Source organism: Herbaspirillum sp. WTB6, assembly GCF_057457785.1.
Map to the genome: position 1 here is coordinate 1228994 of NZ_CP176522.1, position 17437 is coordinate 1246430.

The 17437-nt window shown below is 63.9% G+C and carries 17 protein-coding genes; 10 read left to right on the plus strand and 7 right to left on the minus strand.

Going from position 1 to position 17437, the window contains the following annotated elements:
- Positions 1-3 precede the first annotated feature (3 nt).
- A complete protein-coding gene (locus tag ACK2VC_RS05665; protein ID WP_486732624.1) occupies positions 4-657 on the plus strand; it encodes a DUF1345 domain-containing protein in 654 nt (217 codons plus the stop codon).
- Between the two features lie 7 nt (positions 658-664).
- Here the strand turns inward: ACK2VC_RS05665 and mgtA are convergent, their stop codons facing one another.
- The gene (gene mgtA / locus ACK2VC_RS05670) at positions 665-3412 is read right to left on the minus strand and encodes a magnesium-translocating P-type ATPase (RefSeq protein WP_486732625.1); all 2748 of its coding nucleotides are present in this window, start codon (positions 3410-3412) and stop codon (positions 665-667) included.
- A 538-nt stretch (positions 3413-3950) separates the two neighbouring features.
- Between mgtA and groES the strand changes: the two genes are divergently transcribed.
- The 5 genes from groES (at position 3951) to ACK2VC_RS05695 (ending at position 8906) form a co-directional block, all read left to right on the plus strand.
- Positions 3951-4241 carry a co-chaperone GroES gene (gene groES, locus ACK2VC_RS05675; protein ID WP_486732626.1) on the plus strand — a complete coding sequence of 97 codons (291 nt, stop codon included), beginning with the start codon at positions 3951-3953 and terminating at the stop codon, positions 4239-4241.
- Between the two features lie 124 nt (positions 4242-4365).
- The gene (groL, locus tag ACK2VC_RS05680; RefSeq protein WP_486732627.1) at positions 4366-6024 is read left to right on the plus strand and encodes a chaperonin GroEL; all 1659 of its coding nucleotides are present in this window, start codon (positions 4366-4368) and stop codon (positions 6022-6024) included.
- A 336-nt stretch (positions 6025-6360) separates the two neighbouring features.
- Positions 6361-7410, plus strand: coding sequence for a methionine ABC transporter ATP-binding protein (locus tag ACK2VC_RS05685; protein ID WP_486732628.1), 1050 nt, complete (start codon positions 6361-6363; stop codon positions 7408-7410).
- Positions 7400-8053, plus strand: a complete 654-nt coding sequence (locus tag ACK2VC_RS05690) for a methionine ABC transporter permease (protein WP_486732629.1) — start codon at positions 7400-7402, stop codon at positions 8051-8053. Before ACK2VC_RS05685 ends, ACK2VC_RS05690 begins: the two co-directional genes overlap by 11 nt.
- Positions 8054-8108: 55 nt before the next feature.
- A complete protein-coding gene (locus ACK2VC_RS05695) occupies positions 8109-8906 on the plus strand; it encodes a MetQ/NlpA family ABC transporter substrate-binding protein (protein ID WP_486732630.1) in 798 nt (265 codons plus the stop codon).
- Between the two features lie 45 nt (positions 8907-8951).
- Here the strand turns inward: ACK2VC_RS05695 and ACK2VC_RS05700 are convergent, their stop codons facing one another.
- Positions 8952-9464, minus strand: a complete 513-nt coding sequence (locus tag ACK2VC_RS05700) for a DUF2165 family protein (RefSeq protein ID WP_486732631.1) — start codon at positions 9462-9464, stop codon at positions 8952-8954.
- Positions 9465-9638: 174 nt separating this feature from the next.
- On the opposite strand from ACK2VC_RS05700, the gene ACK2VC_RS05705 reads away from it, so the two are divergent.
- The 3 genes from ACK2VC_RS05705 to ACK2VC_RS05715 all read left to right on the plus strand — a co-directional run bounded on the left by ACK2VC_RS05705 (position 9639) and on the right by ACK2VC_RS05715 (position 11353).
- Entirely contained in the window at positions 9639-10490 is an 852-nt protein-coding gene (locus ACK2VC_RS05705; RefSeq protein WP_486732632.1) for a hypothetical protein, read from the plus strand.
- A 92-nt stretch (positions 10491-10582) separates the two neighbouring features.
- Positions 10583-10981 carry a VOC family protein gene (locus ACK2VC_RS05710; protein ID WP_486732633.1) on the plus strand — a complete coding sequence of 133 codons (399 nt, stop codon included), beginning with the start codon at positions 10583-10585 and terminating at the stop codon, positions 10979-10981.
- A gap of 33 nt (positions 10982-11014) precedes the next feature.
- Positions 11015-11353 (plus strand): YnfA family protein, encoded by a 339-nt coding sequence (locus tag ACK2VC_RS05715; protein WP_486732634.1) that lies wholly within the window; start codon positions 11015-11017, stop codon positions 11351-11353.
- 8 nt (positions 11354-11361) lie between these two features.
- Here the strand turns inward: ACK2VC_RS05715 and ACK2VC_RS05720 are convergent, their stop codons facing one another.
- The 5 genes from ACK2VC_RS05720 to ACK2VC_RS05740 form a co-directional block, all read right to left on the minus strand.
- Complete coding sequence (locus ACK2VC_RS05720) at positions 11362-12171, minus strand: enoyl-CoA hydratase (RefSeq protein ID WP_486732635.1); 810 nt, start codon at positions 12169-12171, stop codon at positions 11362-11364.
- A 138-nt stretch (positions 12172-12309) separates the two neighbouring features.
- On the minus strand, positions 12310-13200 hold the full coding sequence (gene ylqF, locus ACK2VC_RS05725; RefSeq protein ID WP_486732636.1) for a ribosome biogenesis GTPase YlqF: 891 nt from the start codon (positions 13198-13200) through the stop codon (positions 12310-12312).
- 79 nt (positions 13201-13279) lie between these two features.
- Entirely contained in the window at positions 13280-13630 is a 351-nt protein-coding gene (locus ACK2VC_RS05730; protein ID WP_486732637.1) for a DUF3147 family protein, read from the minus strand.
- A 15-nt stretch (positions 13631-13645) separates the two neighbouring features.
- Positions 13646-15283 (minus strand): acyl-CoA synthetase, encoded by a 1638-nt coding sequence (locus ACK2VC_RS05735; RefSeq protein WP_486732638.1) that lies wholly within the window; start codon positions 15281-15283, stop codon positions 13646-13648.
- 123 nt (positions 15284-15406) lie between these two features.
- Entirely contained in the window at positions 15407-16333 is a 927-nt protein-coding gene (locus ACK2VC_RS05740; protein ID WP_486732639.1) for a histone deacetylase family protein, read from the minus strand.
- Positions 16334-16510: 177 nt separating this feature from the next.
- On the opposite strand from ACK2VC_RS05740, the gene ACK2VC_RS05745 reads away from it, so the two are divergent.
- Positions 16511-17431 (plus strand): AAA family ATPase, encoded by a 921-nt coding sequence (locus tag ACK2VC_RS05745; RefSeq protein WP_486732640.1) that lies wholly within the window; start codon positions 16511-16513, stop codon positions 17429-17431.
- Positions 17432-17437 lie beyond the last annotated feature (6 nt).

Sequence of the window (17437 nt, forward strand, 5' to 3'; positions counted from 1 at the left end):
GCCATGCGACTACTCCGCACAGCCGTCCACACACACCCGCGCCTGCTGGCCGGGATTGCTACCGGGATCGCCACCGCGCTGCTGGCGCCGGCCGATCTGAATGGGGTCACGCGGGTGCTGCTGGGCTGGAACGGAGGCGTCTGGACTTATCTACTATTGATCGGGCTCCTGATGGCGCGCGCCACGCCGGCGCAAGTCAGGCAGAGCGCCGCCAACGAGGACGAGACCGCGCGCGTGGTGCTGCTGCTGGTGTGCATCGCGGCAGTCGCCAGCCTGGCCGCGATCATCCTCGAACTGGCCAACGCGCACGGCCGGCAGCACGAGCCGCCGCTGCTGCGCTATGGATTCACGGTGGTGACCATCGCCGGCTCCTGGCTGCTGGTGGCGGTGATCTTCACCCTGCACTACGCGCGCCTGTTCTACGCCGGGCACGGCACGCCGCCGCTGCGCTTTCCGGACGACGAGGCCAACCCCGACTATTGGGATTTCCTGTACTTTTCCTTCACCATCGCGGTCGCGGTGCAGACCGCCGATGTCGCCGTGATGACGCGCGGCATGCGCAAGATCGTGACGCTGCAAGCCCTGCTGACTTTCCTGTTCAACGCCGCGATCCTCGGGCTGTCGATCAACATCGCCGCCGGCCTGATCGGTTCATGAGACGGCGTCACTGCCAGCCGTAGCGCCGCGCATACCAGCCTTTCATGGCCTGCGTCAGCAGCATGTAGCCCAGCACGATCGCCAGCAACCACGGGAAGTAGGACAGCGGCAGCGCCTGCATCTTGAAATACGGCGCCAGCGGCGACATCGGCAGTGCAATCCCGCTCATCATGATGAGCGTCGTCATGCCGATCAACGGCCACGACGCCCGGCTTTGCAGGAACGGGATCTTCCGGGTGCGGATCATGTGCACGATCAGCGTCTGCGACAGCAAGCCTTCGATGAACCAGCCGGACTGGAACAGCGCCTGCTGCCCCAGCGTGTTGGCGGCGAACACGAACCACATCAGCAGATAGGTGGTGATATCGAACACTGAGCTGATCGGACCGAAATACAGCATGAAGCGGCCGATTTCACCAGGCTTCCAGCGTTGCGGCTGCTTCAGGAATTCGGCATCGACGTTATCGAACGGAATCGCGATCTGCGAAATGTCATACAGCAGGTTCTGCACCAGCAGCTGCAGCGGCAGCATCGGCAGAAACGGCAGGAAGGCGGAGGCCACCAGCACCGAGAACACGTTGCCGAAATTCGAGCTGGCCGTCATCTTGATGTACTTCAGCATGTTGGCAAAGGTCGTGCGCCCTTCCAGCACGCCCTCTTCCAGCACCATCAGGCTTTTTTCCAGCAGGATGATGTCGGCCGCCTCCTTGGCGATGTCGACTGCGCTGTCGACCGAAATGCCGATGTCGGCGGCGCGCAGCGCCGAGGCGTCGTTGATGCCGTCTCCCATGAAGCCGACCACGTGGCCGTTGTCGTGCAGCATGCGCACGATGCGCTCCTTGTGCGCCGGACTCAGCCGGGCAAATACCGTGGACGCTTCCACCGCCGCCGCCAGTTCGGCATCGCTCATCTGCTCGACCGCCGCGCCCAGCACCATGCCGGCCACCGGCAGCCCGACTTCGCGGCAGATCTTGGCGGTCACCAGTTCGTTGTCGCCGGTCAGGATCTTGACCGTCACGCCATGCTCCTTCAAGGCCGCCAGCGCCGGCGCGGTGCTTTCCTTGGGCGGATCGAGAAAGGCGATGTAGCCGATCAGCACCAGTTCCGCTTCATCGGCCACGCTATACACTTCGCGCGTCGGCGGCAGGTCGCGCGCCGCCACCGCGATCACGCGCAAGCCTTCGGCATTCAGGCGGCCGGTGGTGTCCAGGATTTGCGCCAGCAGCTCGGGCGTCAGCGCCACCACCTGGCCGCCGCTGCGGGCCCGGGTGCAGGCCGCCAGCACTTCCTCCACCGCTCCCTTGCAGATCAGTTCGTGGTGATCTTCCCGTTCGCTGACCACCACCGACATGCGGCGCCGCACGAAATCGAACGGAATCTCGTCCACCTTGCGATAGGCTGCGGCCACCCGCCGCTCGCGCTCGGGGTCGCCGTAATTCAGCACCGCCACATCCAGCAGGTTCTTCAGGCCGGTTTGGTAGTAGCTGTTCAGGTAAGCGTAATCCAGCACCTCGTCGTCGCTGCGGCCGAAGATGTCGGTGTGGCGCTCGAGGAAAATCCGGTCCTGCGTCAGGGTGCCGGTCTTGTCGGCGCACAGCACGTTCATTGCGCCGAAATTCTGGATCGCGTCCAGCCGTTTCACGATCACCTTCTTGCGCGACAGCGCCACCGCGCCCTTGGCCAGCGTCGAGGTAACGATCATCGGTAGCATTTCCGGCGTCAGGCCGACTGCGACCGAGAGCGCGAACAGGAACGCTTCCAGCCAATCACCCTTGGTGAAACCGTTGATCAACAGCACGACCGGCGCCATCACCAGCATGAAGCGGATCAGCAGCCAACTGACCCGGTTGACGCCGGCCTGGAACGCATTCGGCGTACTGTCGATGGCGATCACACGCTCGGCCAGCGCGCCGAAATAGGTCTGGTTGCCGGTCGTCACCACCACCGCGGTGGCGGCGCCGGAAATCACGTTGGTGCCCATGAAGCACAGATTGTCCAGTTCCAGCGGACTGCTGCTGGGGGCGCCGCGCTGCTGCGCGAATTTTTCGACCGGCAGCGACTCGCCGGTCATCGCCGCCTGGCTGACGAACAAGTCCTTGGCGGCCAGGATGCGGACGTCGCCCGGGATCATGTCGCCCGCCGACAGTTGCACGATATCGCCCGGGACCAGTTCGCGCATCGGCAGTTCCTGCTGGCGCGCCACTTGGGCGGCTGGCGCCGCCCCCGCTTCCAGCTCCTCGGCCGGCGGCGAACGCCACACGGTGGCGGTATTGCTGACCATCGCCTTCAGCTTGTCGGCGGCGTTGTTGGAGCGCGCTTCCTGGACGAAACGCATCAGGGTCGACAACACCACCATGCTGCCGATCACCGCCGTGGCTTTCGTGTCGCCAGTGAAATACGACACCAGCGCCAGCACCGTCAGCAGCAGATTGAACGGGTTTTTATAGCATAGCCATAAATGCACCCACCACGGCAGCGGTTTTTCATGCTCGACCTCGTTCAAGCCGGCCACTTCGCGGATCGCCGCCGCCTCGGCCTCGGATAGGCCGGCGGCGCGGGTGCCGAGCGCGCCCAGCAGTTGCGCCTCGTCCGCCTGCGACGCCTGCCGCAAGGCTTGCGCCACCGAGGGCGGCACGTCTTTCGAAACCGGCGAGCGGCGTACCGCATCCATGCCAATGAAACGGCGGAAATGGCGCCGCATGCGGTGCGCGCGGATAAAGCCGACGAAATGCGCGGTCAGGAGGTTCAGGTTCATGGCGATCCCTGTTTCTGTCAATCAAAAGGCGCTCCGACGCCTGCCGCCGCCTTTCGTCATATTCCAAAATTGAGCGGAGTATGCGATATAGGCCTTTAATTTCAGGATGAATATACCTGTATGTAGAAGGAGTATGTAAAATTCGAGAGCCGCTTCGAGGCGCCGCGGCAGCATCCGCCTGCAAGGCTAACCCTTCGCTGCGGTGCCGTCGATAAATTTTTATTGCACTGCAACCGGCAGTGGCGCCGGTTGCGCATGCACGCTGGCGTGCCGCGTCAGCGTCGCCGCGCCAGCGCAAGTATTGCGGGTGGCGAAAAACCGCGATGGATGGTCCGAGCCAGAATTATTCATCGTTGCGCCCTTGAAAAGGGACTCTGCCGTCCCTATACTTAGCACTCGTTGGGGGAGAGTGCTAACACCTTCCCTGGCTTTTCGATTTTTTGCGATGCGGCAAATCTTGCGAGCTTGCTGCAGTGTGGAATTTCTCTTGCAGCTCTTTGCCGCAAACTTATAACCAACTGAAATATAAGGAGTTTGTATGAACCTTCGTCCTTTGCACGATCGCGTCATCGTCAAGCGCCTCGACCAGGAAACCAAAACTGCGTCCGGCCTCATCATTCCTGAAGCCGCTGCTGAAAAGCCGGATCAGGGCGAAGTCCTGGCTGTCGGCAACGGCAAAATCCTGGAAGACGGCAAAGTACGTCCGCTGGACGTCAAAGTCGGCGACCGCGTGCTGTTCGGAAAATATTCCGGACAAGCCGTCAAGGTTGAAGGCGATGAACTGCTGGTGATGCGCGAAGAAGACATCATGGCGATCGTTCAAAAGTGATGCGGATGTCCAGGCGCGCAGCGTCTGGAAACAGCCGCGTCATCTCCGCACAAGCGGGGATCCAATGACGTTACGACGTCATCTGGTGACTTAAGAACATTAAACGAATTTAAGGAGCAACAACATGGCAGCTAAAGAAGTCATTTTTGGCGATTCCGCCCGTGCCCGCATGGTCGAAGGCGTCAACATCCTGGCCAACGCGGTCAAGGTCACCCTCGGCCCTAAAGGCCGCAACGTCGTGCTGGACCGCTCGTTCGGCGCGCCCACCGTCACCAAGGACGGTGTTTCGGTCGCCAAGGAAATCGAACTGAAAGACAAGCTCCAGAACATGGGCGCGCAAATGGTCAAGGAAGTCGCTTCCAAGACCTCCGACAACGCCGGCGACGGCACCACCACCGCCACCGTGCTCGCGCAAGCGATCGTCCGTGAAGGCATGAAATTCGTGGCCGCCGGCATGAACCCGATGGACCTGAAGCGCGGTATCGACAAGGCCGTGCACGCCACCGTGGAAGAGCTGAAGAAAATCTCCAAGCCCTGCACCACGTCCAAGGAAATCGCCCAGGTCGGCGCCATTTCCGCCAACAGCGATCCGTCGATCGGCGACCGTATCGCCGAAGCGATGGAAAAAGTCGGCAAGGAAGGCGTGATTACCGTCGAAGACGGCAAGTCGCTGAATGACGAACTCGACATCGTCGAAGGCATGCAGTTCGACCGCGGCTACCTGTCGCCGTACTTCATCAACAACCCGGACAAGCAAGTCGCGATCCTGGACAACCCGTTCGTGCTGCTGTACGACAAGAAAATCTCCAACATCCGCGACCTGCTGCCGACGCTGGAACAAGTCGCAAAAGCCGGCCGTCCGCTGTTGATCATCGCCGAAGACATCGAAGGCGAAGCGCTGGCCACCCTGGTGGTCAACAACATCCGCGGCATCCTGAAGACCTGCGCCGTCAAGGCTCCGGGCTTCGGCGACCGGCGCAAGGCGATGCTGGAAGACATCGCGATCCTGACCGGCGGCCAGGTGATTGCCGAAGAAGTCGGCCTGACGCTGGAAAAAGTCACGCTGAACGATCTCGGACAAGCCAAGCGCATCGAAGTCGGCAAGGAAAACACGATCCTGATCGACGGCGCCGGCCAGGCTGCGGCGATCGAAGCGCGCGTCAAGCAAATCCGCGTCCAGATCGAGGAATCGACTTCCGACTATGACCGGGAAAAACTGCAGGAACGCGTGGCCAAGCTGGCCGGTGGCGTGGCGGTGATCAAGGTTGGCGCTGCCACCGAAGTCGAAATGAAGGAGAAGAAAGCACGCGTCGAGGATGCGCTGCACGCCACCCGTGCCGCCGTTGAAGAAGGCATCGTTCCGGGCGGCGGCGTGGCACTGCTGCGCGCCCGCGCCAACCTCAAAGTCAAGGGTGACAACCCGGACCAGGAAGCTGGCATCAAGATCGTCCTGCGCGCAATGGAAGAGCCGCTGCGCATGATCGTCACCAACGCCGGCGAAGAAGCCTCGGTGGTAGTCAACAAGGTGCTGGAAGGCAAAGGCAACTTTGGCTACAACGCCTCCAACGACACCTACGGCGACATGGTTGAAATGGGCGTGCTGGATCCGACCAAGGTGACCCGCTCGGCGCTGCAAAACGCCGCTTCGATCGCCGGCTTGATGCTGACCACCGATTGCATGGTGGCCGATGTCCCTGAGGACAAGGCTGCCGGCGGTGGCATGGGCGGTATGGGTGGCATGGGCGGTATGGGCGGCATGGGCGGTATGGACGGCATGATGTAACTTGCCGGTCCTGCGTGCCGCCATCGGGTTTTTTTACCGCAGGCGGCACGCCTGTCCCGCTGCTTATCGGCTCTTGCCAGGATAAAAGCCCGCATGTGGTTCATGCGGGCTTTTTGCGTTGCACCAAAATCACTCAGTTGGCTGACAATTGTCGCCCGCTGGCGAATTCTCCAGATAAATTCCGCAATCACGATATAGCTGAAAGTAATGACGACATCCTTATAAAGTCGTTTTTGTTGCAATGCAATATCCGTATAATCCAGTCTTCCGTCAAGAATCTCGCATGGCAGCAGTTCGCCGCTTGAAGCCGGCCTGCTGCCTTTTTTATTTGTCAAAATGATTGAAATACAGGGAGTCTCCCAACGCTTCCAGGGCGTTTCCGGAGCGGTCGATGCGGTGCGCGACGTCACGCTGTCGATCCGCAAGGGCGAAATCTTCGGCATCATCGGCCGCAGCGGCGCCGGCAAAAGCACGCTGGTACGCACGCTCAACCTGCTGAACCGGCCGACCGCCGGCAGCATCACGATCGACGGCAGGGAAATGACCGCGCTCTCGCCGCCGGAGCTGCGCGGCGCGCGGCGCGAAATCGGCATGATCTTCCAGCATTTCAACCTGTTGTCGTCGCGCACGGTGTACGACAACATTGCCTTGCCGCTGGAACTGGCCGGCGTCGCCCGGGACCAGATCAGCCGCAAGGTACTGCCGCTGCTGGAACTGGTCGGCCTGACCGCGCTGCGTGACCGTTATCCGGCGCAGATCAGCGGCGGCCAGAAGCAGCGGGTCGGCATCGCGCGCGCGCTGGCCAACGAACCGAAGGTATTGCTGTCGGACGAAGCAACCTCGGCGCTCGATCCGGAAACCACACGCTCGATCCTGGAGCTGCTGCAGCGGATCAATCGCGAACTGGGCCTGACCATCGTGCTGATCACGCACCAGATGGAAGTGATCAAGGCGATCTGCGACCGCATGGCGGTGATGGAAGCCGGCCGCGTTATCGAACAGGGCGAGGTGATCGAGGTCTTTCGGGAACCGAAACATCCGGTCACGCGCGCCCTGATTGGCGACGTCATCTCGCAGGAGCTGCCGCCAGGCGTGCTGCAGCGGGTGCGCGCGCGGCTGGCGGCAGCCGGCACGGACGGTACCGAGGCGCATCTGTTCCGCCTGGCCTTCACCGGCTCCGGCGTCGACCAGCCTCTGCTGTCGGAAGCGATTCGCCGCTACCGGCTGGATTTCAATATCCTGCACGGCCAGATCGATGAAATCCAGGGCCAGGCGTTCGGTTCGCTGGCGATCCTGGCCAGCGGCGCCGCCGCCGACATCGGACAGGCGATGGCATTCATGCGCGAACGCGGCGTGGTGGTCGAGGAGTTGAATCATGTCATCTGAAATGCTTGATCTGTTTGTCCTGTCATTCGGCGAAACGCTGCTGATGGTTGGCGTCTCGGGCGTGCTGGGAGCGCTGTTCGGTGTGCCGCTCGGCATCCTGCTGTACCTGACCGAGCGCGGCGGCATCCTGCCGAACCTGGTGCTCAACCGCGTGGTCGGCGTCATCGTCAACGCGGTGCGCTCGACGCCTTTCATCATCCTGCTGGTGGCGATCATCCCTCTGACCCGCCTCTTTGTCGGCTCGTCGATCGGCACCGCCGCCGCCATCGTGCCGCTGACCATCGCCGCCGCGCCGTTCGTCGCGCGGCTGGTTGAAACCGCGCTGCGCGAAGTCGATCGCGGCCTGGTCGAGGCGGCGCAGGCGATGGGCGCATCCACCGCACAGATCGTATTCAAGGTGCTGGTGCCGGAGGCGTTTCCCGGCATCGTCGCCGGCCTGACGATCACCTTCGTCAGCCTGGTCGGCTATTCGGCGATGGCCGGCGCGATCGGCGGCGGCGGTCTGGGCGACGTCGGCATCCGCTACGGCTATCAGCGCTTCCTGCCGGACGTGATGCTGCTGGTGGTCCTGATCCTGATCCTGTTCGTGCAACTGGTGCAGACGCTGGGCGACGCCTTGGTGCGGCGCCTGTCGCATCGCTGAACGCTGCACCGCGCTCCGCTTTTTTGGGTGATCCCCGCTTTTTGAAAGGAACCGTATGAAACGTCGTCAACTCATCCAGTTATTCGCCGCCATTGGCGTGGCCACCAGCCTCGCCGCTCCGGTCCTGGCGCAGGACAAGCCGATCAAGATCGGCGTCACCGGTGGTCCGCACGCGCAGATCATGGAAGTCGTGAAAAAGATCGCCGAGAAGGACGGTCTGAAAATCCAGATCGTCGAATTCAGCGACTACGTGCAGCCGAACGCGGCACTGGCTTCCGGCGACCTGGATGCCAACAGTTACCAGCATTTGCCCTACCTGGAAGCGCAGATCAAGGATCGCGGCTACAAGTTCGCCAGCGTCGGCTACACCATCACCTTCCCGATGGGCGTCTATTCGAAGAAAGTGAAAGTGCTGTCGGAGCTGAAGCCGGGTGCGCGCATCGGCGTCCCGAACGACCCGACCAATGGCGGCCGCGGCTTGTTGCTGCTGCAGGCGCAAGGCATCCTGAAGCTGAAGGCGGGCGCCGGCCTGAAGGCCACGCCGCTGGACATCGCCGACAACCCGAAGAAACTGAAGATTGTCGAACTCGACGCCGCCCAACTGCCGCGTTCGCTGGCCGACCTCGATGCGGCTGCGATCAACGGCAACTACGCCGAGTCCGCCGGTCTGAACCCGCTCAAGGACGCGATTGCAATCGAGAGCCCGAAAGGCCCGTATGCCAACCTGATCGCGGTACGCGAAGAGGACAAGCGCAAGCCGTGGGTGGCCAAGCTGGTCAAGGCCTACCACAGCCCGGAGGTCAAGCAGTTCGTGGTCTCCGAATTCAAGAATTCGGTGATTGTTGCCTGGTAAGCGACACATTTTCGATGCCGGCAGCCCGCAGCGATGCGGGCTTTTTTATCGGCGCGGCACCGGGCCGGTCAGTTCGCGCTCCGGCAGGCTGACGTAAATCAGCACCCCGAGGATCGTCATGGTGAACTTGAACGCCGCGTCCTGACCGTTCCAGGCTTCCGATTGCCACATCAGGAACCACTCGCCGCCGATTGCCATGAAGCCGAAGAACCAGACCAGGAAGCCGAGCGTGGCGCCGATCACGGCCCACTTTTTCGCATGGTCGAACTGCGCGCCGGAAGCATGGCACTGCTGCAGCATGCGCACCGCTCCCAGCAGCAGGCACAGGCCGGTGGCGCCCTCGCCGGCGATGATGGCCCAGTACGCGCCATGCCAAAGGCCGGGCGTCACCACCGCCCGCGTCATCAGCCGATTGCCGGGAAAGGTGGTGTCCATCGAGAGCACGTGCTGCACGAAGGCGAAGTTGGATTGGTAGTCGACCACGTTGTTGAAGGCCACCAGGAAAGCAAAAGCGGCCAGGCTCAGCACCATGACGATCTTCGAATAGCGGATGGGCATCGGGCGTTCCTCCTCCTCGTATTGTTGGGCGCCACTGTATAACGGATAGCGCGCGCGCTGATGTCACATTCGTTAATTCTCGTCCCGGGCGGCCGCAGCCACTTCAAAAAAACCGTTTCCATCCGTAACATGCACGAGCGCAAGACCGCGCCGCTTCCGTCAAGGGATTTCTTCATGCCTGTCGATTTCATCCTCCGCTGTATTTTGCTCGCCAGTATTGCTGCCAGCGTCGGCGCCCAGGGAATCGCCCCGCGCAACGCGGATGCGGTCCAGCCACGCCAGGCTGAAACGATCCAGCCGCGCCAGGTGCAGCCGCGCTTCGCCGAGCCGGTCCAGCCGCGCTTTGCGGAACCTGTCCAGTCGCGCCCGGTGGAACCCGTTCAGCCCTACCAGGCACCACTCCAACCGCGCACGGCCGAAACCGCGCAGCCTTATCAGGCGCCGGCGGTGCAGCCGCGCTCTGCACCGATGGTACGGGACACCGCGGTCGCCGGCACCAGCCCGAAGGCCTGGCAATGGATGCAGGCCGGCGATACCGGCATCGCCGGCGACGGCGTGGCGCGCGGCTCGCAACTGAAAAACCTGCGCTGCGCCGGCGTCAGCTGCCGTGTCTATCAGGACAGCGCCGGCGCCTGGACGGTGCGCGCCGAAGGAGGTTTCCCGCAAGCGAACGGGCGGACGCTCGAGGTGCTGGTGATGAACACCCAGAGTCAGGCGCAGGAAGGCAACAGCCGCAATCGCGGCATATTCGCCGACGGCAGCTTCTGGGATCAGCTCGACAGCGGACGCCTGCCGGCCGGCAGCTATGCCGTGTTCTACCACTGGAAGGAAAAGGACCAGGTGCTGGCAGCGATGACCTTCGACGTGCTGCGGCACGATACCGGCGGCAGCGGCACGGCCGGCAAGCAGCGCGCCAACCCGGCCGGCGACCCCTACGCCAGCCAGAGGGCGCAGGATGTGGCACGGCAAAACCAGCGCTGCCTGGCGATGGCGGCGCCCAATCCGGACGTGCGCTGCGTGCCGTAGCGGCGATCGTTCCGAACCAGCGCTTGCGCTCGCCCCAGGGTGGATCGGGCACGCGGGTAAAATTGTTCTTTTATGGCTGGAGGCATGAACGCATGGAACCCCGCATCAGCCTGATCACGCTCGGAGTCGCCGATCTGGAGCGTGCCACCCGCTTCTACCGCGATTGCCTCGGCCTGCCGCAACTGCAGACGCCGCCTTCGGTCACCTTCTTCGAGATGGGCCAGACCTGGCTCGCGCTATGGCCGCGCGAAAGCCTGGCGGCCGACGCCGGCCTGCCGGCCGCCGGCTCCGGCTTCGCCGGTTTTTCACTGGCGCACAACGTGCGCTCGCCGGCCGAGGTCGACGCGCTGCTGGCGCATGCCGGCCAACATGGCGCCACGGTCGTCAAGGCCGGACACTCGACCGATTGGGGCGGCTACTCGGGCTATTTCACCGACCCCGACGGCTTCCTGTGGGAAGTGGCGCACAACCCGGATTTTCCGCATGTGTAGGGCCGGCCGGCGTCGGCGCTCCGCCGACGCGCCATGATCCTATTCACCGGCAAGACCCTGGCGCTGTTTATCCTCACGGCGCTGGCTGAAATCGTCGCCTGCTACCTGCCCTGGCTGTGGCTGCGGCAAGGGGCGTCGGCCTGGCTGCTGCTGCCAGCGGCGCTGGCGCTGGCGCTGTTCGCGTGGCTGCTCACGCTGCATCCGGCGGCGGCCGGCCGGGTGTATGCGGCGTATGGCGGGGTCTACGTGGCCGTTACCATGCTGTGGCTGTGGGCGGTCGATGGGGTGCGGCCGACGCTGTGGGACGTGCTTGGCGTGGGCGTCACGCTGGCGGGGATGGCGATCATCCTGTTCGCGCCGCGCCCCGGCTGATTACGCGCTCAGCGCCAGTCCGGCTGGCGCTTGTCGATGAAGGCTTGCACGCCTTCTTGCGCCGACTCGTCCATCATGTTGCAGGCCATGGTCTGCCCGGCCAGTTGGTAGGCGGCGCCGATGCCCATTTCCACCTGCTTGTAGAACAACTGCTTGCCGAGCGCCACCGCGACCGCCGGCTTGGCCAGAATGCTGGCCGCCAGCCTGGCGACTTCGGCGTCCAGCTCCCCGGCCGCCACCACGCGGTTGACCAGGCCGCGGGCGCGCGCGGTTTCGGCGTCGATGAAGTCGCCAGTCAGCAGCATTTCCATCGCCTCCTTGCGGCCGATGTTGCGCGACAAGGCCACCGCAGGGGTCGAGCAGAACAGGCCGACGTTGATGCCGGACACCGCGAATTTCGCCTCGGCCGCCGCCACCGCCAGGTCGCACATCGCCACCAGCTGGCAGCCGGCAGCGGTGGCGACGCCCTGCACGCGCGCGATCACCGGCTGCGGCAATTGCTGGATGGTCAGCATCAGCTTGCTGCACTGGTTGAACAGCGCGTTGTAATACTCGGCCGACGGCCCCTGGCCGTTGCCGCCACGCATCTGCTTCAAGTCGTGGCCGGCGCAAAAGGCGCGCCCGGCGGCCGCCAGCACCACCACGCGCGCGCTGTCGTCCCTGGCTAGCGCGTTCAGTTCGGTTTGCAGCGCGGCCAGCATTTCTTCCGACAATGCGTTGAATTTATCGCCGCGATTCAGGGTCAGCGTGACGATGCCGCCGACCTGGGATTTCAGCACGTAGGGCGCGTCGGCGGCGGGCATGGGGTCGGTGGGCATGGCGTGTCCTGGTCAATTCGTCGTTAAAAATTCGATGGCGCACCGGATCGGATTCCGACTGCTCCCGGCGCGAATCATATACTCCCTGATTAATCGATCAATTCCGGTCGTAAAATTTATTCTTTTACAACATACTCCCTATTCATCGGCAACAACCGGGGCTGCTGGCAGGGCCTCGGCCAGCAGTTGCGCGCGCGATTGTGGCGTTTCCAGGCTGATCCGCCCCAGCGCGCCGCTGCGGTAATCCAGCAAGAATGCATGCGCAGCCTTTTCCAGGTCGGCGCCGCCGCCCTTCAGCCGGTAGCCACGCCGCTGCGCGACGCCCTCGATCACGGCCACGCCATCCATGCCCTCGGTCTGGAGCCCGTAACGCGCCGCCAGCAGTTGCGGATAACGGCGCAACAGCAGGTCGGCCAGAAACGTCGCCACCTCTTCCTCGATCAGCGCATTGCTGCCGACCGCGTGGCTGGCGGCCAGCATCAGGCCGTCGCTCGGGTGTTCGATTTTCGGCCACAGCATGCCGGGCGTGTCGATCAGCGCGATGTTGTTGCCCAGGTAGAGCCGCTGCTGCGCCTTGGTCACCGCCGGCTCGTCACCGACCTTGGCTACGCGCTTGTTCAAGAGCGCATTCATCAGCGTCGATTTGCCGACGTTGGGAATGCCCATGATCATCATCCGCAGCGGCTTCAGGGCAGTGCCGCGGTGCGGTGCGGCCGCCAGGCACAGCTTCGGGATCTTGGCGACGTCGGATGGTTTCTTGCAGGACAGCGCCACCGCCTGCACATTCTTTTGCGCGTTGTAATGGGCCAGCCAAGCCTGGGTCGCGGCCGGGTCGGCCAGGTCGCTCTTGTTCAGGATCTTCAGGCACGGGCGCTGGCGGAACTGGCGCAGCTCTTCGATCATCGGATTGCAACTGGCTTGCGGCAGGCGCGCATCCAGCACTTCGATCACCAGATCGGTCTTTTCCATCGACTCCGCCGCTTTCTTGCGGGCGGCGTTCATGTGACCGGGGAACCATTGTATGGACATGCGAGTTCTGCTGGGACGGATTCAAACCGCTATTTTACGGACTTGCGCCGGCGGCGATGAATTCACCCGTTGCGCGCCTTCAGATCTGGATCGCCAGACGGCGCAACAGCAGGCTCATCAGCCAATACGCGAGCGCGGTCGAACCGATCGCGAGCGCCAGGCTGAGCCAAAAACCCCAGCCTTGCCGGAGAAACCAGGGCAACAGCAAGAACAGGATCAGCGATGGCAGCACCAGCCAGAAAATGCCGGTCGACAGTGCCGCCACTTTTTCAATCGAATGCGTTTCACGGTACAGCCAGATGAAGGCCAAAAGCGAGGTGATCGGCAGCGAAGCCAGCAAGGCGCCCAGCAGGCTGCTGCGCTTGGCCAGTTCCGCGATCGCCACGATCAGGATCGCGGAAACCAGTACCTTGAGCGCGTAATACAGCATCGCCGCGTCGGCACGTCAGACGTCGATCGCGCCAACCGAGCCGGCACGCTGGCGCAGCTCGAACTTCTGGATCTTGCCGGTGGCGGTCTTCGGCAATTCGCCAAACACCACCACCCGCGGCACCTTGAAGCCGGCCAGGTGCTGCTTGCAGTGCAGGATCAGCTCCTGCTCGGTGACCACGGCGCCGGGCCGCAGTTCGATGAAGGCGCACGGCGTCTCGCCCCATTTCTCGCTCGGCTTGGCCACCACGGCCGCCGCCATCACCGCCGGATGGCGGTACAGCACGTCTTCGACCTCGATGCTGGAAATGTTTTCGCCGCCGGAGATGATGATGTCCTTGCTGCGGTCCTTGATCTTGATGTAGCCGTCCGGATGGATCACGGCCAGGTCGCCGGAATGGAACCAGCCGCCGGCGAAGGCTTCCCGCGTCGCCGCCTCGTTCTTCAGGTAGCCCTTCATCACGATGTTGCCGCGGAACATGATCTCGCCGATGGTCTCGCCGTCCGCCGGCACCGGCTGCATGGTCTCGGGATCCATCACCGTCACCGCCTCTTCCAGCGGGTAGCGCACGCCCTGACGCGCGTTCAGGCGCGCGCGCTCGCCGATCTCGGCGTCTGCCCATTCCTCCTGCTTTTCGCACACCACCGCCGGCCCGTACACTTCGGTCAGACCGTATACGTGGGTCAGGTCGAAGCCGAGTTGCTCCATGCCCTCGATCATCGCCGCCGGCGGCGCCGCGCCGGCCACCATCGCCGCCACCTTATGATCGACGCCTTTACGCAGCTCGGCCGGCGCGTTCAGGATCAGGCTTTGCACGATCGGCGCGCCGCAGTAGTGCGTGACCTTGTGCTCGCGGATCGCATTCCAGATCGCCCCCGCCTCGACCCGGCGCAAGCAGACATTGACGCCAGCCTGCGCCGCCACCGTCCACGGAAAACACCAGCCGTTGCAATGGAACATCGGCAGCGTCCACAGGTACACCGGATGGCGCGGCAGCGACCACACCATGATGTTGGATACCGCGTTCAGGTAGGCGCCGCGATGGTGCACCACCACCCCCTTTGGGTTGCCGGTGGTGCCGGAAGTGTAGTTCAGGCCGATCGCGTTCCATTCGTCGACCGAATTGCTCCAGGCAAACTCCGGGTCGCCCTGCGCCAGGAAGGCTTCGTATTCGATGCTGCCGATGCGTTCGCCCGGGCCGCTGTATTCCGGGTCGTCGACGTCGATCACCAGGATGCTGTTGGCAAACCCCGCCAGCGCCGTCTGCGCCGCGGCCGAAAATTCGCGGTCGACTATCAGCACCCGAGCGCCGCCATGCTGCAGCATGAAGCGGATCGACTCCGGGTCGAGCCGCGTGTTCAGCGTATTCAGCACGGCACCGGTCATCGGCACGCCGAAATGAGCGTCGATCATCGGTGGCGTGTTGGGCAGCATCACCGCCACCGTGTCGCCCTCGCCGATGCCGTGCTGCACCAATGCCGAAGCCAGCCGCCGCGCACGCTGGTAAGCCTGCAGCCAGCTCAGGCGTAGCGCGCCGTGGATCACGGCCAGGCGCTGCGGCGACACCGCGGCAGCGCGTTCGATGAAGGTTAGCGGGGTCAATGGTGCGTAGTTGGCCTGGTTTTGATCCAGCCCGAGGTTGTATGGGTTCATGGCAATGTCGATGGCGTGAACAAGGCAAAACAAACTGTAATCCGGATTCTGCGGCAAGGCACGGCGCCGGCGCACGATTTTTGCGGTAGCCAGTATTTTTACTGCCTGGGCGCCTACCGCGTCTCAGTCGAGCCGCGCCAGCACCTTCAGGTGCGCCACCACGCTGCGCCCCAGCGCCGACAGGTTATAGCCGCCCTCCAGGCAACTGACGATGCGCCCCTGCGCGTGTTCTTGTGCGACCGCCATCACCTGCTCGGTGATCCAGGCGTAATCGGCCTCGACCAGCTTCATCTGCGCCATGTCATCTTCGCAATGGGCATCGAAGCCGGCCGAGATGAAAATCATTTGCGGCCGCTGCGCGTGCAGTGCCGGCAGCCATTGCTCCCGCACCAGTTGGCGCACCGCGGCGCCGCCGCTGTACGCCGGCAGCGGCACATTGACCGCATTCGCCCGCTGTTCGCCGGCGCCGCTGAATGGATAAAACGGATGCTGGAAAAAGCTCACCATCAGCACGCGCGGCTCGTCGGCAAACGCCTCGTCGGTGCCGTTGCCGTGATGCACGTCGAAATCGACGATCGCCACCCGCTCCAGCCCGTGCACGTCGAGTGCATGGCGCGCGGCGATGGCGACGTTGTTGAACATGCAGAAACCCATCGGCATCGACGGCCGCGCATGATGCCCGGGCGGGCGGATCGCGCAAAAGGCGTTGTCGATCTCGCCGGCCAGCACCGCGTCGGTGGCCGCCACCGCAGCGCCGGCCGCGTGCAGCGCTGCGGCCCAGCTATGCGGATTGAGCGAGGTGTCGCCATCCAGCGGGAAATAGCCTGTATGCGGCAGGTTGTCGCGCACCAGGCTGATGGCGCCCTCGCTATGCACGCGCCGGATGTCGGCCAGCTCCGCCGCCGGCGCCTGACGCCGCTCGAGGAAGGCATCGATGCGGCTGGCGATCAACTGGTCTTCGATCGCTTCCAGCCGCTGCGGCGACTCCGGGTGCCAGGAACCCATTTCATGGCGGCTGCATTCCGGATGGGTATAGACGGCTGTAGTCATCGCGCATTTCAGACCGGCGCCGCTGGTGGCGCCCGGCAATGGTTTCTCGAATAGAATTCCGCTAGTGTAACCAAGAACGTACCGCCAAATGGTAATCCGGCCAGCCGCCGGCCGCTGCCGTTTTGCGCCGGATCACCTTGCGCGGCGCCGCCACTCGCCCGCCTCACGGAAAATGTCATGTTCAGCAAAGTTCACGCAGTTGCCCGCCAAGTCGGCCAGATCGTGGTCGGCAAGGAGTTGCAGATTCGCCAGGCGCTGGTCTGCCTGCTGGCCGGCGGCCATCTGCTGATCGAGGACGTGCCCGGCGTCGGCAAGACCACGCTGGCGCATGCGCTGGCGATCGCGCTCGGGCTGCGCTTCAATCGCGTGCAGTTCACCAGCGACCTGCTGCCGGCGGACGTGGTCGGTATCTCGATCTTCGAGCGCGAGAAAAACGCTTTCGTGTTCCATCCCGGCCCGGTCTTCACGCAAGTGCTGCTGGCCGACGAAATCAACCGCGCCACGCCAAAGACGCAGTCGGCGCTATTGGAAGCGATGGAGGAGCGGCAGGTCACGGCCGACGGCGTGACGCGCGATCTGCCGGAGCCGTTCTTCGTGATCGCCACCCAGAATCCGACGCACCAGGTCGGCACCTTCCAGTTGCCCGAGTCGCAACTGGACCGCTTCCTGATGTGCCTGGCGCTGGGCTACCCGGACGCCGCCGCCGAACGCGCGCTGCTGCAAGGCGCGGACCGGCGCACGCTGCTGAAAACCCTGCCGGCGCTGATGCAGCCGGCCGAGCTGCTGGCGGCGCGCGCGGCGCTGGCGCAGATCCATGCCTCGCCGGCGCTGATCGACTACGTGCAGGCGCTGACGCAAGCCTCGCGCAGCAGCCCGTTGTTTGCCGAAGGCTTGAGCCCGCGCGCGGCGATCGCGCTGCTGCAGGCGGCGCGCGCCTGGGCCGCGCTGGAAGGGCGCAACCACGTGATTCCGGAAGACGTGCAGGCGGTGCTGGTGCCGGTCGCCGCGCACCGGCTGCGGCCGCTGAAGACTGCCGGCGGCAGCGCGCTCGGCAGCCGCGACCTGGTGCTGCAATTGATGAAATCGGTGGCTGTCTGAGGCGCC